This window comes from Lwoffella lincolnii (assembly GCF_037201985.1).
GTDB lineage: Bacteria > Pseudomonadota > Gammaproteobacteria > Pseudomonadales > Moraxellaceae > Psychrobacter > Psychrobacter lincolnii.
Genome location: NZ_CP147511.1, coordinates 1,535,675 through 1,556,270 on the forward strand (window position 1 = coordinate 1,535,675; position 20,596 = coordinate 1,556,270).

Below are 20,596 nucleotides of genomic sequence, written 5' to 3' on the forward strand. Positions count from 1 at the left end.
CCAAATGCAAAAACCAAGTTTAAAACCAAAAACCAAGTTTAAAACCAAAAACCAAGTTTAAAACATAGTATAGCAAATTTGCACATTGTTCACCCCTTAAGACCGATGATGACAAATCATTACCTTTTATAGATGGTTTTTTAACACTTCTTCTTATGACTGACGCACACACCAATCCATTTTTTGAAGATGTCATTAACATCACACTCAAAACCAACACCACCATTGCTTATACCGATGGGGCGTGTAAAGGTAACCCCGGTCAAGGCGGTTGGGGCGTGTTATTGGTATTGTCAGATGGCAAACAACGCCAATATTATGGAGGCGATAATCCCACCACCAATAACCGCATGGAGATGATGGCAGCCATTAAAGCCATACAGCTTAGCCCAAGCGAACATGACATCGAACTGTGGACAGACTCAGGCTACCTAAAGCAAGGCATCACCACTTGGATACATGGCTGGAAAAAAAGACACTGGAAAAAAGCCGATGGCAAACCTGTGCTTAATCAAGATTTATGGCAGCAGCTTGATGCCCTTTGTGAACAAGATAAGCAACAGCATAAACGCCAAATTCATTGGCATTGGGTTAAAGGACATGCAGGACATGCAGGCAACGAAATGGCAGACAAACTTGCCAACTTAGGTGTGCAATGTCCCACAGGCAACACAGGTAATAATGATGTAGAAAAAAAGTCTGACGTAAAAAAGTCTGACGTAAAAAAAAAGCCCAAAACCATTTGGCTCAGCAACGTCAAACGCACGTAACAAACCACACAATCAACCATGCCAACCCTACAATGAACCACTCAACAGACGACTGGCTACATATTGATCCATTAGGTCTTGATACTCTAAATCTTGATACTCTAAGTTTTGATGACCCAAGTTTTGATGGCTTAAATAATGATACCAACCACATGCCCAACACACAGACCAACGCACAGCCAAACATACAAGCCAATATGAACATGCCACAAGACATGCCAGCCATGACTTTTAACGGTGATACCAGCCGAGCCAATCCTAGTTTTTGCCCCTTACTGCCCCCACCCATCAACCGTGGACAGTCAGAGCGTCAGCTTATCATGGATACTGAAACCACAGGCATGAACTTTACCGACGACCGCATTGTCGAAGTGGGCATTATTGAACTTATTGGACGCAAGCCCACAGGTGAAAAATTGCATGTGTACATCAACCCACAAATGCAAATGAGTGAAGAGGTCATAAAAATTCATGGCATCAGTAACGCCTTTGTGGCTGACATGCCTACCTTTGATAAAGTTGCTCAGCCAATTTATGATTTTATGATTGGTGCAGAAGTCATTGCCCACAACGCTGACTTTGACATGAACTTTTTAACCGCTGAATTCAACCGAGTGGGTCTGACTGATTTTGCCAAGCGTGTAACCATTACCGACTCACTCGCCATCGCCAAACAGCTCTATCCAGGACAAAAAAATTCCCTAGATGCTTTGGTAAAACGCCTAAATGTCGGCAAGCAAGACCGTACTTTTCACGGAGCATTGCTTGACTCAGAGATTTTGGCGGAAGTTTATCTGGCATTGACAGGCGGGCAAGTGTCCCTTGCCATTGATGACGCACTGCCCAACCAAGGCGGACAACCACATGCACAATTTACCAAACTTGCCAATCTGCTTATCAAAGACAACCACGATGACACCGCCCATAAAGATTGGATAAACGCCTTAAAAACCCAATACCCTGATGTGGTGGCACCATGGTCGTGATGTTTTTTATCAAAAAAATCACAACCACCATCAATATCCACCTTGCATCACAGCATGCTTCATGATGTAATGCTAGCAATTTATTCAAAAATCTGTCTTTACCGTATCCATGACCGCTTAAAAAAGCACCATACGACACAATAACAAACAATAGGAATTTTGTTCATGAACAGCACCCTCCCCACTGCTCAGCCAACTCACAGCACCACCAGTGCCACCAACTTTGATTTACCTTCTTTGCACATATTGCGAACTGAGATTAATGTGGCTTTGTCTGATGCAGAAAGTCATTTGAGTGAATTTAACGATGATGAAGAACAAGCCCCTCTACTTTTAGATTCTTATGAAGTCATGCTACAGTTGGCTCAAGTGCTTAACTTAATGAGCCTAGATGGTGGCAGTGACTTATCTGAAGCCCTAGGACTTAGCCTAAAACTGCTTCATGATAATGGCGATAACACCGATGATGAACTTATCATGGACATCTCTGAAGCCATCATGACCTTAGACCGCTATATTGAATTTGTCTTATTAAAAGAAACTCTAGAACCTATTTTATTACTGCCCATCATCAATAAACTGTACACCCACCTAGGCAAGTCGCAACTTGACAAACAAAACTTCCACCAACGTCAAAGTGGTCGCATTTCTATTTCTAACCCTGAAGAAAACTATCAATCTTTATCTCAGTTGCCTGTGGAAGTTGACACACTCAGCCATGCCTATCGTGCAGGCTTGGCGGTATTGCTTGCTAATCACGGACAAGCCTTAAGTGAGCCACAACTTAAAAAAATCCACACCATGCAACAAGCCAGCCAAATCATTGCCCAACAAAGTAACAGCTTGTTTTGGCAAGCATCGACCGCAGCGGTGATGGACATTGAAAAACATTTGCCCTTAACCCATGAACAAAAACGCATGTTTGTCTTTATCGAACAGCAGTTCCATGATTATCTGTCAATTAACGACAAACGATTTGCCGATTTGGTCAGTTTTGCACTCAAGCGTGATAATCCTTTGTCAAAGAGCATTCGTGAGCAATACGCCAACAACGCTTTGTCCGTTGAACAACAAGAGCAGTTAAATCGCTTTTTATTTGGTCCTAACCGAGAAGTAACCGACACATTAAACCAACTGATTCAAGAACAAATCAACAGCATCAAAGACCAAGTTGATGGCTTTGTTCGTGGTGATGGCAACATCAATACCCAAGGGCTTGGGGTGGAAGACATCGCCACTGAACTCAACAAATTGGCATCTACCCTAAAACTGCTCAACTTAGATGACGCAGCTCAAACCGTCATCAACGAATCCCAACGAGTGAGTCAATGGCAGTCCGCTGACCCTGATGAGTTAGATGAATTTTTGGTATCCATGATTGTGGCAGAAAATGCCGCCATTCATATGGCAAAACTGCACACGCCAGGGGCTGTGAACATGTTGCCATCAAACAAAAAAGTATCGCTACATCAGATTGACACCGCCCATCAAAAACTGGTGCTGGAGAGCCGTACCACCCTTGCCACCGTTGAGCAAGCAATCAATGACTACATCGCTGATGACAATCACGACCACTTACACATTGCCAATTTGCCAGAAATGCTCAAGCAAGTGGCAGGTTCGGTGCGTTTTTTATCCATGAAAGATTCAGGCAACATGCTTAATCGCTTGGCAAATTATGTGCAAGTGCATCTGCTTGACAAGCCAAAACCATATGACGACAACGTATTGGCAAAAATTGCTGACATTGTGGCAGCCGTGGATTATCAACTTGACGGTTTAGAAAACAACCGCCCTGTTGGCAAGCATGTGTTGAATGTTGGACACCACAGCTTAAACACCTTGTTGGCGGCGTGATGCTCGGTTTGTGTGATTTTTATTCATATTGATTGTGTTAATTTTTATCAATGATACATAAACCATGGACAATGACTGACCTGCCAACACTACTGCAAGCATTGCAACTTGATGCGTTAAATGCACAGACTCAAAAGCTCATTGCCACGGTTGATGCCTGCCTGCCACAAACGCAATGTGGGCTGTGTGAGCATCCAGATGGCTGTCTGCCCTATGCCCATGCCATCGTTGTGCATGGTGAACCCATCAACAAATGTGTGCCAGGCGGGCAACCTGTTACTGATGCCATCGCTGAAGCGTTGGCATCATCGACCCAGCACTCCAATTCAACAATCACCCCCACTGCTGCCCCCATTGCCACCCCATCTAAACACCCCATTGACCCTGCCACCAACCGCCCCCAAGAAATGCGAGCGGTCATCATTGAAGATGAATGTATCGGCTGTACCAAGTGCATTCCTGCCTGCCCTGTTGATGCCATTGTGGGGACGGGCAAACACATGCACACCATCTTCACCGACCTATGCACAGGTTGTGAGTTGTGTCTGCCCCCTTGTCCTGTCGATTGCATCAAACTTGTGCCAATCAAACGCACATTAAGCCAACAAGCACGAGAGCAAGAACAGCATGACTTACGTCAACGTTATCACACCCACTTGCACCGAGTACAAGCTCAGATACAAGATAAAGCCAATGCCAAACCTGTGGTCAGCATGGTACAAAGTAAGCTGAATAATGCCGTCAATGCCCAAATTAGCATTGATGCTGACGATGCCAAAGCCACCATTGAGACCGCCAAATTACGAAGCAAAATTAAAAAATTACAAAAGCAACTGTCGGTCAAAGACAATATGAACAAACGCCAAGAATTGGCTAACTTACAAGCACAATTATCGTCATTACTTCAGACATAAGGTTATGTTGATATCACGCATGAAATCCAATAAACCCCTTATTCGCCACAAAACTGCCGACACGCCCCCATCACGGCGAATGTCAAAAGCCAATGTACAGCTCTTTTTTGAAAAACTTGCCCAAACCATCAAGCAACCAGAGACTGAGCTTCATCATACTTCCAACTTTGAGCTTTTGATTGCAGTGATTTTATCTGCTCAAGCCACCGATGTCAGTGTCAATATTGCCACGGCTAAGCTGTTCAAAGTTGCCAACACGCCAGAGGCGATGTTGGCGTTGGGAGAAAATGGCTTAAAGGAGCATATCAAAACCATTGGTTTGTATAACGCCAAAGCCAAAAATATCATGAAAACCTGTCAAGATTTGATTGAGAAATTTGACAGTCAAGTACCCAATCATCGACCCGACTTAGAAAGTTTGGCTGGTGTGGGGCGTAAAACTGCCAATGTGGTACTCAATACCGCTTTTGGACAGCCAACCATGGCAGTAGACACCCACATCTTTCGAGTAGGCAATCGCACAGGATTGGCAACGGGCAAAAACGTCCGAGAAGTGGAGAACCATCTGCTTGAGCGAATCCCACCAGCATTTTTATTAGATGCCCATCATTATCTCATTTTGCATGGTCGCTATACTTGCCAAGCACGCACACCAAAATGTGATGCTTGCCCTGTTTATCAAGAATGTATGTTTAAAGATAAAGCCACCTTTGCTCAGCGATGATTGTTTGCTCAGCAATCGTCTTTAAACTTTGATGGTCTTTAAATTTTGAATCAGCCCAATAAAATCCAGCCAAATTTAGCTATGGTGATTATTGGTAAAATTGAGTAAAATGGTCAGATTTATCGTCAAATTGTTTATCATCAAATTTCAGTGGAAAAGTCCTTATGCGTGATTATCAACTGTTCACATCAGAATCTGTCAGCGAAGGTCATCCTGACAAAATGGCAGACCAAATCTCCGATGCCTTATTGGACGCATTTTTACAAAAAGACATTCATGCTCGTGTGGCGTGTGAAACCTTGGTAAAAACAGGCGCAGTGGTGCTGGCTGGTGAAATCAGCTCAACTGCCAATGTGGACATTGAACGCATCGTGCGTGATACGGTCAAAGGCATCGGCTATCAGCATTCGGACTTGGGCTTTGATGGAGAAACTTGTGCGGTCATCAACATGATTGGCAAGCAGTCGCCAGAGATTGCTCAAGGTGTTGACCGTGCCAAACCAGAAGAGCAAGGAGCAGGTGACCAAGGCCTGATGTTTGGTTATGCCAGTAACGAAACTGACGTACTGATGCCTGCTCCAATTGAGTTTGCTCACCGCTTAATGGAACGCCAATCAGAGCTGAGACGCTCAGGAAAATTGCCTTGGTTACGCCCTGATGCCAAAGCCCAAGTTACCTTAAAATATGACGGCGGACTGCCATCTGCCATTGATGCGGTGGTACTGTCTACCCAACACGACCCCAGCATCAGCCAATCTGACCTAAAAGAAGCGGTCATGGAAGAAATCATCAAACAAGTCATTCCCGCCAATTTGTTACATACCAATACTCGCTACCACATCAACCCAACAGGCAAATTCGTCATCGGTGGTCCTGTGGGCGATGCTGGTCTGACAGGGCGTAAAATCATTGTCGATACCTATGGTGGCATGGCTCGTCATGGTGGGGGTGCATTTAGTGGCAAAGACCCTTCTAAGGTTGATCGAAGTGCCGCCTATGCAGGGCGTTATGTTGCCAAAAACATCGTTGCAGCAGGACTTGCTGACCGCTGTGAAGTACAAGTCAGTTATGCCATTGGTGTTGCCGAGCCTACATCGATATCCATCAATACCTTTGGCACAGGCAAGATTGACGATGATGTCATCATTCGCTTGATTGCTCAACATTTTGACTTACGACCCTATGGCATCACCCGCATGTTAAACTTATTACAACCCATGTACCAACAAACCGCCACTTATGGGCATTTTGGGCGTGTGGGTAGCAACACCGCCTTTACTTGGGAATTGACCGACAAAGCCGATGCCCTAAAAGCCGATGCCAATTTGTAAGCCATCAAGTTGGCATCTATTAAATAGTCCATAACTCCATAGTAATACCCCATAAAACTTAAGCCCCATAGCCATCGAGAACACCCAAATGACAAACAATCACAATGCCAGCCCCAACCAATCTGGCAATACTGAGCCAGAAATCACCGAACAAATGCAAGCATTTTATCAGCGTGCCGATGCCATCATTGAATTGGCAAACAGTCAGCTTAGCTCGCAATCGCATTCTGGTCAGGTAGGGGCATCACTGCTGTATGCTGCTGCTCGCTACAGTGCGTCGGTGGCATCCATTGGGTTTGTTAAAGGTGATGACTTATTAAAAGAAAAAGAAGACATCATTGAGTTTTATGCCAAGCAATACCGACAGATGCTCAATGATAATTTGGAAGATTATGCCAATAATTTTGATGACTATGTACAACTAAATCAACAAAATTAATTTAAATCAGACGAATTTAAATCACATGAATTCAAATCAGTCATTAAAACATGCCACTGAATTGATTTGGCTAATATTGATTTAAGGGGCATGGCATGCGTTGGTTGTTTATCGGTGGGGTGATTTTACTGGTTGAGCTGTTTGGCTATTTGACCATTAAAGAATTGCTTTGGTTACTGGGCATCAACAAGCTTAACAACCCCCATAGATGGCGTGTGCTGTTTTGGGGACTTTTGGCATGTCTGAATGTGTGTGTTGTGTTTGCCATGTCAGGCATCATTCCATTTGGCTTTCGTTGGTTGAGTTATCTGTTGGTGGTGATGTTATACGCCCAATTTGCCACTGTGTTTGCAATCATTGCCCATCAGTTGGTTAAGCACATTGACAGAAAATTAACAAAAATTGACAAACAATCAACAAAAAAAGCAACCACAAAGGCGAACACTGTCAGCAAAATGCTGGTTGGTAAAAAAATGCTGGTTGGTAAAATGGTGGCAGTTGCCAGTTTTGTGGGGTTGTTTTGGCTAAGCCATCATAACGCATACACCCCTGTGGTCAAGCATTTGGCAATACAGATTGATAAACCCTTATCACAGCCGTTGCGTGTGGCGATGGTCAGCGATTTGCATTTGGGCAATCGGGTTGGGGTTAATGAGCTTGAGCGTTTGGCTCAGATATTAAAAGAACAACAAGCCGACATGCTATTGATACCAGGCGATATCATGGACGATGACATCGTCGCCTATACCAAGCAGAACATGCAGCCTGCTCTTGAACAAGTGGTGAATAGTGTGCCGTTGGGAGTCTTTGCCAGCCTAGGGAATCATGACCTTTATCAAGATGAAGCAGGAATCAGTCAAGCCGTTCGCAACACTGGCATACATCTGCTGGTTGATGAGGTGATGTCCTTAAATCTCAACGAACAAGATCGCATTTGGCTGGTCGGTCGCTATGATGACCATCACTCAGACCGTGCCAATACACAAGACTCATTGGTACACACCAACGTGCGTGAGCCTGTGATTTTGTTGGACCATCGTCCGACTCAGATTGAACAACACCAAGCGTTACCGATTGATTTACAGGTATCTGGACACACCCACAATGGGCAAATATTCCCTGCCAATTTGATAGTACAAGCCATCAACCGCATTGGCTATGGATACGAACAAATTGGACAAGGGCATTATCTGGTGTCTTCTGGCTATGGCTTTTGGCATTTGCCCTTGCGACTTGGCTCACAGTCTGAAGTGTGGATAATTGATTTGACTGGGCTAACTGAGCTGACTGGACAACCGCAATAACCCACTTGGTCTTACTGTCTGATAAACTGTCTGATAAAAAGAGCAATACCATGCAAGCACCTCAACAACATTACCCAAAAACCAGCAATCAAGACAGTCATGCTCCAAGCACTCAACACGCTCAACATACTCAACTAAGCCGTGTTAAAAAAATCACCATCACAGACATGCCAAGCGTTATCGACACACATAAACAGCTTGAAACACAAGCCTCAAAGCCATTTGAATGGCGGTTTTTATTGCCGCAATATTGGAGTATTTGGTTGGGCATGTCGCTATTATTACCGTGTGTGTTTTTGCCTTTACGTGGGCAGTTTTGGCTTGGGAGACAGTTAGGCAGGGTGTTTTATGCCTTGGCAGGCAGCCGCCGTCAGGTAACTTTGGTTAATCTAAAGTTGGCATTCCCCAACAAATCAGATGATGAGCATCAACGAATGGCAAAACAGGTATTTGTCAATCAAGGGATTGGTATTTTTGAAAGCCTATCGGCATGGTATCGCCCCAATCTATTTACCCGTACCGTATCGGTATCAGGCATGCAACACCTATTGACGGCTCAAAAAAACAACCAAGCGGTGATTTTACTTGGGGCTCACTACACCATGTTGGACTTAGGCGGACTGCTGTTTAGCCAATTTTATCCGATTGATTGCGTGTATCGACCACAGAACAACGCCCTATTTGAATGGTTGGTATTTAACGCTCGCCGTAAGATTTTTGGGCAACAGATTGACCATAACAACATGCGTCAACTGATTCGCCATATCAAACAAGGTCGCATCATCTGGTACAGTCCAGACCAAGATTATGGGCTAAAACAAGGGGTTATGGCAGACTTTTTTGGTGTGCCTGCCGCCACATTGACAGCACAGCGTCGCTTAGCCAAGATGGGGAATAAAACCACCCCCCCTGCCGTCATGGTACTGCATTTTTATCGACAAACACCAGATAATCTGCCTCGTGGCAAGCGTCCACATTATCACATCAGCGTTACCCCTGCTTTAGATGATTATCCAAGTGATGATGAAGCCCAAGATGCTCAGCGAATCAATGACATTTTTGCAAGCTTGATTTGCATTGACCCCACGCAATGGATGTGGTTTCATAAACGCTATAAAACCCAACCTGATGGTACGGATTATTATCAATAATTGGCTATTAATAATTGGCTATCAATAATTGACCATCGGTGATGGTGTTGCATTTATCCATCAATAGACAATAGAAACACACTGAAATACTGACATATTGGAACATTAAAAGACAACATTAAGAGACGAGATATAGTATGACCACTGCAAGCAAACGCATTCTCACTGGCATCACCACCACAGGCATTCCCCATTTGGGCAACTATGTGGGAGCCATTCGCCCTGCCATTCGTTCAGTACAAAATCACGATGATGCCTTTTTCTTTTTGGCAGATTATCATGGCATCATCAAATGCCATGACCCTGAACAAATTCACGCTTCTACCAAAGCCATTGCTGCCACATGGTTGGCGTGTGGACTTGACCCTGAGCAAGTAACGTTTTATCGCCAATCTGACATACCAGAAATTCCTGAGCTTGCGTGGATACTCAACTGCAGTTGTGCTAAGGGGCTAATGAACCGAGCCCATGCTTACAAAGCCACTGTCGATGCCAATGCTGATAAATCTGATGTTGACCCTGACCATGGCATCACCATGGGCTTGTTTGGTTATCCTGTGTTGATGGCAGCAGACATATTGATGTTCAACGCCACCCACATTCCTGTTGGTAAAGACCAAGTACAACACATTGAAATGGCTCGTGACATCGCTGGCACATTTAACTTTAAATACAACGAGTTGTTTACCTTGCCCACCGCTGTGGTGGATGAAAACATGCCATTATTAACAGGCTTAGACGGCCGCAAAATGAGCAAAAGCTATGGCAACACCATTCCACTATTTGGCGACAATCCACACACAGATGGCGAAAAAGCCCTAAAAAAAGCAGTGATGCGAATTGTTACCAACTCACAACTGCCCGAAGAACCCAAAGACCCCAATGACAGCACGATTTTTGAGATTTATAAGGCGTTTGCCACGGCAGATGAGATTGCCCAATTACGCCATCATTTTGAGCAAGGCATTGGGTGGGGTGAAGCCAAAGAGATTTTATTTAACAAAATCAATGATGAGATTGCCCCATTTCGTGAGCGTTACCATCATTTAATGGCAAACCCTAAAGAATTAGAACACATCTTACAAATGGGGGCAGAAAAAGCACGTCGCCATAGCCGAAAACAACTGGATAAAACACGCCGAGCGATTGGCATTAAACCGTTGGCGAAGTTAAAAAATTAATTGTGGCTCATCAATGGTTCAAACCGCCCATGACCAATCTATCCATTCGACTTTATCAAACTGTTGTCCAGTCACTGCCTGAAGATTTATACATTCCGCCACAAGCCTTTGCCATTTGGCTTGAGCAGTTTGAAGGGCCACTGGATTTTTTGTTGTATTTGGTAAAAAAAAATAACTTCGACATCACCGAAACTGCCATTTTGCCCATTACTGAGCAGTACCTTGGATATATCAAAGAGCTGGACGAAGCCCATTTTGAACTGGCAGGGGACTATCTGTTGATGGCATCGACATTGATTGCCATCAAATCAGAATTGCTATTACCCAAACCAGATGTCAATGACGATGAGCATGACCCAAAAGCTGAGCTAATTGAGCGACTAGAAGCATACGCCCAAATCAAAGAAGCCAGTCGCCGTTTAGACGCACTGGTTCGCCTTGAGCGAGATGTGTTTTTGGCATTTGCCAGTTTGCCCAATCCTGAAGCGTTGGCAAAAGCTCATTTAGACAATCAGCCACCCTACCCTGCAACCCTGCTGACTGATAGTTTGCTTAAAATGCAATTAAAACCCAATCATCACATGCACCATATTAAGGCTGATATCGTACCCCTTGCTGACCGTATGGCGACGATTAGCCGAATGCTGGCAACTCAAGGGCAAAGCACATTTTTTGATATTTTGGATAAATCACAAGGCAAACTTGGCATTGTGGTGAGTTTTGTGGCAGTTTTGGAACTGGCAAAACAGCGAATGATTGAATTTTTGCTTGATGAAAAAAATGCGGTTGAGATGAATGGTTTCACATTAATCTGGGTAAATCAAGATTTGGGTAAATTAAATTGAGATTTTTTTTAATTAAAATCAGCACAGACAAAAACACCATATGCTTTCAATAACATACTCTCAATAAGGACAGAATATTGACCATCGCATTGCATACGTTTAACCAACAACACCAATCTGCCCAAAGCCACAGCAAAGCCATTGAAGCGATTTTGCACGCATCAGAAACCCCCATGCCTGCCAAACAGTTACGCCAACATCTTAACATCAGCCAAAATCAGCTGGACATGGCGTTGATGGTGTTGCAAGAACGGTTGTCCCTTGGTGCATTGACTTTAGCACACACCGCCACAGGCTATCGATTGCAAATCGCCAACGAATTTAGCCCAATTATCCAAAAAGTCTTTCCACAACGCCAAGAAAACTTAAGCCAAGCCCTACTTGAGACCTTAAGCGTGATTGCCTATAGACAGCCTGTGACTCGTGGTGATATTGAAATGGTGCGTGGGGTAACGGTATCGTCACATATTTTGCGTCAGTTGTTTGATAAAAGATGGATTATTGAAAAAGGTCATCGTGAAAGCATCGGTCGCCCTGCCTTATTACACACAACCGATGAATTTTTGGTGGCATTTGGATTAGATAGTTTGGCTCAACTGCCACCACTGCCTGATATGCAAGCCTCACAACCCTGATTTTAGACTCGCTTCAATAAACTGGTCTAAATCACCATCTAGCACCGCTCCTGTGTTAAAGCTTTCAACACCTGTGCGTAAATCTTTGATGCGTGAATCATCAAGCACATAAGAGCGGATTTGACTTCCCCAACCAATATCAGATTTACTGTCTTCTAAGGCTTGCTGAGTTTCCATGCGTTTTTGCATTTCTCGTTCATAAAGTTTGGCTCTGAGCATTTTCATGGCGGTGTCTTTATTGGCATGTTGACTACGCTCATTTTGACACGCCGCCACAATGCCTGTAGGCTCATGGGTGATGCGTACCGCTGAGTCAGTGGTGTTGACGTGCTGACCACCTGCTCCGCTTGAACGGTAAGTGTCTATGCGTAAATCTGCTGGATTGATGTCAATGTCGATGTTGTCATCAATTTCTGGGGACACAAACACCGATGCAAAAGATGTATGGCGACCATTGTTGCTGTCAAAGGGTGATTTACGCACCAAACGGTGTACCCCTGTTTCGGTACGCAACCAACCAAAGGCATAATCGCCCTTAATATGCAAAGTTGCTGACTTGATGCCTGCCACGCTACCATCTGACACTTCCACCACATCAACTTTAAAGCCGTGAGAATCACTCCAGCGGGTGTACATTCTTAACAGCATTTGAGCCCAGTCTTGGGCTTCTGTACCGCCAGAGCCTGACTGAATGTCTAAATAACAATGATTAGCGTCCATATCACCATTAAACATGCGTTTAAATTCCAAATCTTCTACTCGGGTTTGGGCTTTGTCCAACTCGGCTTGTACGTCTTTTAGCAAGCTTGCTTCTTTCGCTTCTACTGCCAACTCTAGCATGGCTTTGGCATCTTCTAAAATGCTGTCTAACTGGTTAATGACGTCAATCACGCCATCTAACTGGGCTTTTTCTTTACTGATTTTGGTGGCAAGGTCAGGGTCATGCCAAATATTTGGATTTTCTAGCTCCAAATTCACCTCTTCTAACCGCTCTTGTTTACCAGCAATGTCAAAGATACCCCCGTAACGCTTGCCCACGTTGGCTTAAGTCTTTAATTTGCTCTTGATAACTGTTGATTTCCATAATGCCATTCCAAAATATCAAATAAAAAGGGGGTTAAATAAAAACGGGTAAATAAAAAAGACATAGTGTAGCAAAATTGGCAAGCTTTTGCTAAATCGACCAATCTTCCACCGCCCAGCCATGAGCCAAGGCATGGGCTTGCAACACATCATCAGGAGTTATGCACACAGGCACGTCCGCCCATTTTAATAATGGCAAGTCGTTTTTTGAATCCGAATAGGCATACGTTTTATCAAAGGTGATGCCTTTTTTTGCCTTGGTATCTAGCCATTTTTGTAAATGATATAGCTTGCCTGTTTGAAAGTTGGGTTTATCGGTGAGCTTGCCTGTGTACCGTTCGTTGCAGATTTCCAGTGGGGTGGCCAACACCTTATCAGCTGACACGCCCACTGCGTCGGCAATGACACTGACCACAAAGTCATTGGTTGCAGAAATGATGACCACGTCATGCCCTTGCCCTTGATGCCAACGCATGGCATTAAGGGCTTGTGGGCGAACATGGGGTAAGATTTCACTTTGCAGATAATCGGCTCGAATGCGACACAACTCAGGTAACGGCAGACTTGCCAAAAATTGGGCGACAAACTCGTTATATTCGGTGGCATCTAACGTGCCTGCCACATACTGTTCATAAAACGCTTGATTGGCGGTGCGGTAGCTGGCTTCGTCCACCAACCCTTTTTTAACCAGATATTCCCCCCAAGCATGGTCGCTATCAATGTCTAAAATGGTGTGGTCTAAATCAAACAATGCCAATACAGAGCTTGAATGCGGTTTGTGTCTTTCTGGCATGACGGCGCTCCTTTTATCAGTTTTATCAGCAAACATCAACATGATGTTTTCTAAGACGCTTTATCGTGTATTCATAACGATTCATAATAACAGAAGAAATCATTAAATTTAGTCAACAAAAAAAATAATTCTGCTTACTTTTTAGCAAAAAATTTAGCAAATCATTTGGCAAATAGGATACAATCAAATTACTCAACATTTATCATCTAGCTGATTAAACGCTCAACATCATGAATTCATTAAACCACACCAGCCACCATCATACCCAGCACAATCCTACCGATTTAGAGCAACCCATTTTACCGACAGTTGTTGACATGGTTGATAAAAACATGGTTGATAACGACATGGTCGACATTGAGATTGATTTTACACAAAATAAAGACACCCGTTCAAATCAACCATTTATAAAGTACTCTGTGGGGCAACCTACGGGGAAAATCGTGGCTTTACCAAGCACCTTTTCATCAACCAGCTTTGCATCAACCAGCTTTGCATCAACCAGCTTAATGAATTCAACAGCCCCCAGCACATCAAAATCAAAGGCTTCCACGTTATCTGATTCTACTTTATCCGCTTCTGCTCTATCGGTCTCTACTTATACCCCGTCCACTTCCACCATGCCTAAACATGTGAGCAACAGCCCTGCTGTGGTCAACGCATCTGCCAGAAGACGACAGTCCCACACCCAACAACAAGAACAACAAGGTGTGACCGACCATTTGTTTTATGCGTTTATCTGTGGCGTGATGTTAGGCATGGTTGGTGGACTGATTGACGTGATGTTGATGGTCATTGGTTCTTTAACCACCACCATATCAACAATTCAGTGGCTATTTACCCCCATTTTGGCAGTGATGGGCGTGCTGTTGGGATTGTTCGCTGGCAATCATGCTGGCGGGCATGCCATGCAGCTGTTTCATGTCTTCGGGTCGGATAATTTCCCTGGCAACAATGATGATGCAGGGATTTTTAAAGCCATTGGTTTTGGGCTTATGTTATCCTGCTTAGGCTATGTTATGTTGATGATGATGGCATGATGTCAGATGGCATGGGCGTGAGTGTCTGAGCAAACTGTCTGGCCTTTTGTATGTATTGCTTGGCAGATTGTTGCAACATGGTGATTTGCTCTTCACTTAAGGTTTTAACCACTTTGGCAGGACTGCCCATGACCAACGAATTGTCAGGAATGATTTTGTTTTCTGTAACCAGCGATTTTGCCCCAATGACACAGTTTTTGCCTATTTTAGCATGATTCAGCACCACCGAACCAATGCCAATTAAGCTGTTATCTCCCACTTCACAGCCATGTAACATCGCCATGTGTCCGATGGTCACATAACGACCGACATTAACAGGTATGCCCACATCGGTATGAATGACGCTGTTTTCTTGCACATTACTGCCTTTACCAAGGTGAATGTGGTCATTATCCCCACGAATGACCGCCCCAAACCACACGCTGACATCTTGCTCGATGGCAACATCACCGATGATTCGAGCGGTCGGTGCTATCCAGCCGTTAAATGGGGTGGCCAGCGTTGGTGAAAGGTCTTTAAACGTGTATAACATGATGATTTCCTTAAAAATATATAACAAATCTTATCTTTGTTATCATATCGTCATGCTAAAATTCTGCCAAATTTATTTTATAAGTTTATTTGACGAGATTTTTTATGCTAAAACACTTTGGTTTTGACATCATTTTTACGCTCATTTGCTTGTTGGTCGCCAGCTGGTGGGGGTTTTCTCATGGTGGCATGGCAGGGCTTATCACTGCGTTATCGGTGACGCTGATGCTAGCGATATTGGAGATTTCTTTGTCTTTTGATAATGCGGTGGTCAATGCGTCGGTACTAAAAGGGTGGAATGCTTTTTGGAAAAAGATATTTTTAACCGTGGGTATTTTGATTGCGGTGTTTGGCATGCGATTGGTGTTTCCCATTGTCATTGTGGCAGTAACAGCAGACTTAGGGTTGATGGAAGTCATGCAGTTGGCACTGAAGCAACCTGATGTTTATGCCGATAAACTCAATGCTCACCACGCTGAAATCAGTGCCTTTGGAGGCATGTTCTTATTATTGGTGTTTTTAAAGTTTATGTTTGGGGATAAAGAACATTTATGGTTTGCTTGGCTTGAGCGTAAGTTTTTACAATTTAGCAGTGTTGATGCCATTGCTATTTTTGTGGCATTGTGTGTGTTAATGCTGTCATTGACTTTGGTAGATGACAGCAAGCAAGCCGTGGTTCTCAGTGCTGGGGTATGGGGCGTGTTGATTTATTTGGCGGTGTCAGTACTGTCTGCGTTACTAGAAGGCAATGACAACCATGATGTTCATACGGAGAATGACACTGATGCCAATACGGGTAAGCAAAATCATGGCACAGCTGGACTGTCTCCTGCAATTTTAAAGGGGGGCATGGTTGGCTTTGTTTATTTGGAGATTTTAGATGCGTCGTTTAGTTTTGATGGGGTGATTGGAGCATTCGCCATCACCAATGACGTGATCATCATCATGTTAGGCTTGGCGATTGGGGCGATGTTTGTGCGTTCGATGACCATTTTTTTGGTGGATAAAGGCACGCTGAGTGAATATGTTTATCTGGAGCATGGGGCTCACTATGCCATCGGTGCGTTGGCAATCATCATGCTGTTGTCAGCTCGTTTTCACATTCCTGAGCTGGTAACAGGCAGTATCGGCATTGTGTTTATTGGTTTGTCATTGTGGCATTCGATTGCATATAATAAAAAGTTGTCTGATGGGTAGCCAAAAGGTGTGATTGTCGCTATAATACGCAAAATCTAAAACAGCGAGTTGACCTATGAAAAAGCAAACCGCCTGTCCACGTATTCATACTGGATTAGGGTTGCTTTTTTTATAGTCTTCTCGTTTTTTTGTGGGTAAATTTTAACAAAATTTACCAAAAAACAAACCAATCATGACTGACCATAAACTGCCCCTGTTTTTAAATGACCCTATTTTTATGCCCTTTATTATTTTTTTTACCCCCTTTATTCGTCAACGGGAGATGAGACATGACCAAAGCGACAACCAAAGCCATTTTAGCCCTCGCTGACGGTACAATTTTTCACGGCATCAGCATTGGTGCAATGGGCAGTAGCGTTGGCGAAGTGGTATTTAACACCGCCATGACAGGCTATCAAGAAATCCTAACCGACCCAAGCTATGCCAAACAGCTGGTTACCTTAACCTACCCACACATTGGCAACACAGGCACCAACAGCGAAGACGGCGAGTCTGGCAGTGAACATCGCATTTGGGCATCAGGGCTGATTATCCGTGATGCCACCATCATCAGTTCAAGTTTTCGCAATGATGAATCACTCACCGACTTTCTACAACGCCATGACACCGTTGCCATCGCCGAAATTGACACCCGAAAGCTGACCCGAATTTTGCGTGATAAAGGAGCTCAGCACGGTTGTATTTATACCATAGACAGCGACACGGACATCACAGCTGATGATGAAAACAAAGCGGTGCAACTTGCCAAAGAGTTTGCAGGTCTGACGGGGCTTGATTTGGCAAAAGAGTGCTGCCACCCACAAGGATTTGAATGGACACAAGGCACTTGGGAACTTGCTGACAACCCTGCCACCACCGCCAAATATGGCAAAACAGACAGCCCAACAGGGGGTTATTTTAAACAGCTTGGCAAACACATTGATAAAAAATTTCATGTGGTAGCCTATGATTTTGGCACAAAAACCAACATTCTACGCATGTTGGTGGATAGGGGTTGTCATGTGACGGTTGTCCCTGCCCAAACACCAATTAGCGAGGTTTTGGCAAAAAATCCTGATGGCATTTTTCTCTCCAACGGCCCTGCTGACCCTGCCGCCTGCACCTATGCCATTGACAATATCAGACACATCATTGAGCAAACGGACATTCCAACTTTTGGTATCTGCTTGGGGCATCAATTATTGGGGCTGGCCAGTGGGGCAAAAACCATCAAAATGAAATCAGGGCATCATGGGGCAAACCACCCTGTGCAAAATTTGGCAGATGGCACGGTGATGATTACTTCTCAAAATCATGGCTTTGCCATTGATGAAGCGACCTTACCTGCCAATGTTAAAGCCACGCATCGCTCACTGTTTGATGGCACAAATCAAGGCATTGAGTTGACCGATAAACCTGCATTTGGCTTTCAAGGACACCCAGAAGCCAGCCCCGGCCCGCATGATTGTTCAGCTTTGTTTGATAGATTTATTATGGAAATGCAAAAGGCGAAAGTGTGAATTTGGGCAGTGACATTTTGGACGGTAAATTGGGTGCATTTGCTTTATAAAACGCACCATCTAAAATAACTTGCTCTTTTGGAAAACTGTTATGAATTTTAATAATCGTGAATACCGTGATAAATGCCGTGCTTTAACATTAAAACTGATGGGTGATAATAAAGTTCGTAAACGCCAAGAGATTTATCAAGGCGTCATTCAATTGGGGGAATTTTCTGAGGAAATTTTGACCCTACGCTTTAATCATGGTCAGCCAAAAGTGGAAAATGCCATCGCTTGGTCAATCACCTCTTTAACCAAAGCAGGCATCTTAAATCGCATCAGTAAAGCCACCTATCAAATCACACCCATTGGTTTAAAAATGGCACAGCTTTGGCAAGATAAAACAGAAATTAGCGAAAAACTGTATGATGAAGCTGATTTACCTAATTGGAAAAGTTATTTAAAAAGTAGAGCAGAGATTAAACATAAAGAAAAATCATCAGGCAAATCCGCCATTAAAACTGATGATAATGATGACATGGATTTTGAAACCCAAGCTAAAAATGCCATTAAAAATCTTGAAACAGAAATTTCGGTTGAACTGTTAAATAAATTGCAACAAGGCACGCCTTTATTTTTTGAAAAATCAGTATTAAAGTTATTGCTTGCCATGGGATATGGCGGTAAAGAAAATTTGTTTGAACATACTGGCAAATCACACGATGGTGGCATTGATGGGGTCATCAAACAAGACCCATTAGGCATTCAAAATATCTACATTCAAGCCAAAAGATATGCCAGTGATAACATGATTGGTTCAAAAGAATTACAATCCTTTTCAGGGGCATTACAGGGCAATGGCGTGGAACGGGGTGTATTTATCACCACATCATCATTTACCAAATCCGCCCAAGGATTTTCTCAAAAATTATTGGGCAGAATTGTCCTGATTGATGGGCAAGAGCTGGTTGGTTTAATGATTAAATATAAAGTGGGCATTCAAGTCAAAGAAGTACTTGAAATTTGTGAAATTGATGAAGATTTTTTTGAATGAATGTGCCCATCATGTTTGCTGACAAATTCAACCTAAGCCTTGAACAAAATCGGTTTTTGGCGAAAAAAAACATCGTTGAAGTCATTCACAGCATGTCACGCTTGGAAAAGGTCAATACCACTTTTCCCCAGACCAAAACCATTATTGATGGCATGAGTGTGAGCGGCATTTCAACCCATGACATGCAAGTGCTGTTAAATCTAAAAAATGCGTGGCAATTTATTTTATCATCGGACAGTCAATTTGACCTGGCATTTGCGTGCAAAGTCAATGGCTTTGTGGCATACAATGAAAGTTTGGCGTGGGGTGAGCTAAGAACTGGCAATGTTGGCATTAGTGGCGTGAGTTTTGTGCCAGACATTCCGCTTAAAAATAAGGTTGAACAAGCGTTAAATGAATTGAATCACTTACCCATATCAAACACGCATCGTATTTTAAAAACCATGTATTATATGATGCGACATCAATTATTTTGGGACGGTAATAAACGCACAGCAATGATTTGTGCCAATTACGAACTTATCATGGCAGGTTGTGGCGTGTTAAATATCAATGAAAATCAGCTTGAAACATGGCACACATTATTATCAGCATTTTATGAAAACAATGATGATAACAAGATTGTGGTGTGGACTTATGAGAATTGTTTATATGGCATGACGGTCTAAAATATCATTCATTAAACCAAAACATCATTCATTAAAATACCATTAATCCGATTTATATTTTTAATTTCAATGGAAAAAACATCAATGACAATGATTTTAAGCATTTTAATCCTATTTTTTATCATCAGACTGTTATTTTTAGCCGTCTCCATTAAACATGAAAAAGCTTTGATTGCCAAAGGGGCGAAACAATACGGAAAAACCAATTCCACGGTGCTTGCGGTGGTTCATACGCTTTATTATCTGGCGTGTTTTATCTCGGTATGGCTTTTTGACACTGCTTTTAATGGCATATCCTTGGTTGGTACGCTGATGGTAAGTGCTTCATTTGTGATATTGGCATTGATTATCAAGCAGTTGGGGGAGATTTGGACGGTTAAAATCTATATTTTACCAGAACATCAAATTAATCGTTCGTGGTTATTTAAAACATTTCGCCACCCCAATTATTTTTTAAACATCATACCTGAATTAATTGGCATCGCCTTATTGTGTCAAGCGTGGTATGTGTTATTGATTGGCTTGCCCATTTATTTGCTGGTCTTATTTAAGCGTATCCGTCAAGAAGAACAAGCGATGGCAACACTTTTTTAACCCATTTTATCAATAATT

19 protein-coding genes and 1 pseudogene are annotated in these 20,596 nt (G+C 43.2%); 17 read left to right on the forward strand and 3 right to left on the reverse strand.

What is annotated here, in order from left to right:
* Nucleotides 1–155 precede the first annotated feature (155 nt).
* The 11 genes and pseudogenes from dnaQ (at nt 156) to scpB (ending at nt 12,137) form a co-directional block, all read left to right on the forward strand.
* Nucleotides 156–1,756 (forward strand): annotated as a pseudogene (dnaQ, locus tag WDM69_RS06915) (DNA polymerase III subunit epsilon).
* Nucleotides 1,757–1,921: 165 nt separating this feature from the next.
* Nucleotides 1,922–3,613, forward strand: coding sequence for a hypothetical protein (locus tag WDM69_RS06920; protein WP_078308008.1), 1,692 nt, complete (start codon nt 1,922–1,924; stop codon nt 3,611–3,613).
* A 50-nt stretch (nt 3,614–3,663) separates the two neighbouring features.
* Complete coding sequence (locus WDM69_RS06925; protein WP_205760123.1) at nt 3,664–4,527, forward strand: RnfABCDGE type electron transport complex subunit B; 864 nt, start codon at nt 3,664–3,666, stop codon at nt 4,525–4,527.
* A 79-nt stretch (nt 4,528–4,606) separates the two neighbouring features.
* The gene (gene nth, locus WDM69_RS06930; RefSeq protein ID WP_240494939.1) at nt 4,607–5,251 is read left to right on the forward strand and encodes an endonuclease III; all 645 of its coding nucleotides are present in this window, start codon (nt 4,607–4,609) and stop codon (nt 5,249–5,251) included.
* 164 nt (nt 5,252–5,415) lie between these two features.
* Nucleotides 5,416–6,582 carry a methionine adenosyltransferase gene (gene metK, locus WDM69_RS06935; RefSeq protein ID WP_078308014.1) on the forward strand — a complete coding sequence of 389 codons (1,167 nt, stop codon included), beginning with the start codon at nt 5,416–5,418 and terminating at the stop codon, nt 6,580–6,582.
* Nucleotides 6,583–6,670: 88 nt separating this feature from the next.
* Nucleotides 6,671–7,021, forward strand: a complete 351-nt coding sequence (locus WDM69_RS06940; RefSeq protein ID WP_078308016.1) for a DUF3144 domain-containing protein — start codon at nt 6,671–6,673, stop codon at nt 7,019–7,021.
* 95 nt (nt 7,022–7,116) lie between these two features.
* Nucleotides 7,117–8,325, forward strand: a complete 1,209-nt coding sequence (locus WDM69_RS06945) for a metallophosphoesterase (protein ID WP_338755192.1) — start codon at nt 7,117–7,119, stop codon at nt 8,323–8,325.
* A gap of 167 nt (nt 8,326–8,492) precedes the next feature.
* Nucleotides 8,493–9,476, forward strand: a complete 984-nt coding sequence (locus WDM69_RS06950) for a lysophospholipid acyltransferase family protein (RefSeq protein WP_169832910.1) — start codon at nt 8,493–8,495, stop codon at nt 9,474–9,476.
* 137 nt (nt 9,477–9,613) lie between these two features.
* Nucleotides 9,614–10,657: a tryptophan--tRNA ligase gene (gene trpS, locus WDM69_RS06955; RefSeq protein WP_078308022.1), complete on the forward strand. Its 1,044-nt coding sequence runs from the start codon at nt 9,614–9,616 to the stop codon at nt 10,655–10,657.
* Nucleotides 10,658–10,686: 29 nt separating this feature from the next.
* Nucleotides 10,687–11,502, forward strand: a complete 816-nt coding sequence (locus tag WDM69_RS06960; protein ID WP_078308130.1) for a segregation and condensation protein A — start codon at nt 10,687–10,689, stop codon at nt 11,500–11,502.
* An 83-nt stretch (nt 11,503–11,585) separates the two neighbouring features.
* Complete coding sequence (gene scpB / locus WDM69_RS06965) at nt 11,586–12,137, forward strand: SMC-Scp complex subunit ScpB (RefSeq protein WP_411350818.1); 552 nt, start codon at nt 11,586–11,588, stop codon at nt 12,135–12,137.
* Here scpB and prfB read toward each other — a convergent pair.
* Both prfB and WDM69_RS06975 read right to left on the reverse strand, forming a co-directional pair.
* Nucleotides 12,126–13,221 (reverse strand): peptide chain release factor 2 gene (gene prfB, locus WDM69_RS06970; RefSeq protein ID WP_338755193.1). Its coding sequence is split into 2 segments (ribosomal slippage): nt 12,126–13,148 and nt 13,150–13,221, totalling 1,095 coding nucleotides; the frame shifts between segments, so codons are not numbered across the junction. The genes scpB and prfB overlap by 12 nt on opposite strands.
* A 90-nt stretch (nt 13,222–13,311) precedes the next feature.
* Entirely contained in the window at nt 13,312–14,013 is a 702-nt protein-coding gene (locus WDM69_RS06975; protein ID WP_078308133.1) for an HAD family hydrolase, read from the reverse strand.
* A 230-nt stretch (nt 14,014–14,243) separates the two neighbouring features.
* Here WDM69_RS06975 and WDM69_RS06980 point away from each other — a divergent pair, with 230 nt between their 5' ends.
* Nucleotides 14,244–15,053 carry a hypothetical protein gene (locus WDM69_RS06980; protein ID WP_338755194.1) on the forward strand — a complete coding sequence of 270 codons (810 nt, stop codon included), beginning with the start codon at nt 14,244–14,246 and terminating at the stop codon, nt 15,051–15,053.
* Here WDM69_RS06980 and WDM69_RS06985 read toward each other — a convergent pair.
* Entirely contained in the window at nt 15,031–15,585 is a 555-nt protein-coding gene (locus tag WDM69_RS06985) for a gamma carbonic anhydrase family protein (RefSeq protein WP_078308028.1), read from the reverse strand. The two genes, WDM69_RS06980 and WDM69_RS06985, sit on opposite strands and share 23 nt — an antisense overlap.
* A 104-nt stretch (nt 15,586–15,689) precedes the next feature.
* Here WDM69_RS06985 and WDM69_RS06990 point away from each other — a divergent pair, with 104 nt between their 5' ends.
* The 5 genes from WDM69_RS06990 (at nt 15,690) to WDM69_RS07010 (ending at nt 20,578) form a co-directional block, all read left to right on the forward strand.
* Nucleotides 15,690–16,781, forward strand: a complete 1,092-nt coding sequence (locus WDM69_RS06990; protein ID WP_338755195.1) for a DUF475 domain-containing protein — start codon at nt 15,690–15,692, stop codon at nt 16,779–16,781.
* Nucleotides 16,782–17,050: 269 nt separating this feature from the next.
* Entirely contained in the window at nt 17,051–18,280 is a 1,230-nt protein-coding gene (carA, locus tag WDM69_RS06995; RefSeq protein WP_338755196.1) for a glutamine-hydrolyzing carbamoyl-phosphate synthase small subunit, read from the forward strand.
* Between the two features lie 91 nt (nt 18,281–18,371).
* On the forward strand, nt 18,372–19,316 hold the full coding sequence (locus WDM69_RS07000; protein WP_338755197.1) for a restriction endonuclease: 945 nt from the start codon (nt 18,372–18,374) through the stop codon (nt 19,314–19,316).
* On the forward strand, nt 19,313–19,984 hold the full coding sequence (locus WDM69_RS07005; RefSeq protein ID WP_338755198.1) for a Fic family protein: 672 nt from the start codon (nt 19,313–19,315) through the stop codon (nt 19,982–19,984). The genes WDM69_RS07000 and WDM69_RS07005 overlap by 4 nt, the downstream gene beginning before the upstream one ends.
* Nucleotides 19,985–20,068: 84 nt before the next feature.
* The gene (locus tag WDM69_RS07010) at nt 20,069–20,578 is read left to right on the forward strand and encodes an isoprenylcysteine carboxyl methyltransferase family protein (protein ID WP_083101971.1); all 510 of its coding nucleotides are present in this window, start codon (nt 20,069–20,071) and stop codon (nt 20,576–20,578) included.
* Nucleotides 20,579–20,596 lie beyond the last annotated feature (18 nt).

Bases quoted from the DNA above. Each gene is read 5' to 3' on its own strand.
- WDM69_RS06920 (WP_078308008.1), top strand. From the start codon at position 1,922: ATGAACAGCACCCTCCCCACTGCTCAGCCAACTCACAGCACCACCAGT.
- WDM69_RS06925 (WP_205760123.1), top strand. From the start codon at position 3,664: ATGATACATAAACCATGGACAATGACTGACCTGCCAACACTACTGCAA.
- nth (WP_240494939.1), top strand. From the start codon at position 4,607: ATGTCAAAAGCCAATGTACAGCTCTTTTTTGAAAAACTTGCCCAAACC.
- metK (WP_078308014.1), top strand. From the start codon at position 5,416: ATGCGTGATTATCAACTGTTCACATCAGAATCTGTCAGCGAAGGTCAT.
- WDM69_RS06940 (WP_078308016.1), top strand. From the start codon at position 6,671: ATGACAAACAATCACAATGCCAGCCCCAACCAATCTGGCAATACTGAG.
- WDM69_RS06945 (WP_338755192.1), top strand. From the start codon at position 7,117: ATGCGTTGGTTGTTTATCGGTGGGGTGATTTTACTGGTTGAGCTGTTT.
- WDM69_RS06950 (WP_169832910.1), top strand. From the start codon at position 8,493: ATGCCAAGCGTTATCGACACACATAAACAGCTTGAAACACAAGCCTCA.
- trpS (WP_078308022.1), top strand. From the start codon at position 9,614: ATGACCACTGCAAGCAAACGCATTCTCACTGGCATCACCACCACAGGC.
- WDM69_RS06960 (WP_078308130.1), top strand. From the start codon at position 10,687: ATGACCAATCTATCCATTCGACTTTATCAAACTGTTGTCCAGTCACTG.
- WDM69_RS06975 (WP_078308133.1), bottom strand. From the start codon at position 14,013: ATGCCAGAAAGACACAAACCGCATTCAAGCTCTGTATTGGCATTGTTT.
- WDM69_RS06980 (WP_338755194.1), top strand. From the start codon at position 14,244: ATGAATTCATTAAACCACACCAGCCACCATCATACCCAGCACAATCCT.
- WDM69_RS06985 (WP_078308028.1), bottom strand. From the start codon at position 15,585: ATGTTATACACGTTTAAAGACCTTTCACCAACGCTGGCCACCCCATTT.
- WDM69_RS06990 (WP_338755195.1), top strand. From the start codon at position 15,690: ATGCTAAAACACTTTGGTTTTGACATCATTTTTACGCTCATTTGCTTG.
- carA (WP_338755196.1), top strand. From the start codon at position 17,051: ATGACCAAAGCGACAACCAAAGCCATTTTAGCCCTCGCTGACGGTACA.
- WDM69_RS07000 (WP_338755197.1), top strand. From the start codon at position 18,372: ATGAATTTTAATAATCGTGAATACCGTGATAAATGCCGTGCTTTAACA.
- WDM69_RS07005 (WP_338755198.1), top strand. From the start codon at position 19,313: ATGAATGTGCCCATCATGTTTGCTGACAAATTCAACCTAAGCCTTGAA.
- WDM69_RS07010 (WP_083101971.1), top strand. From the start codon at position 20,069: ATGACAATGATTTTAAGCATTTTAATCCTATTTTTTATCATCAGACTG.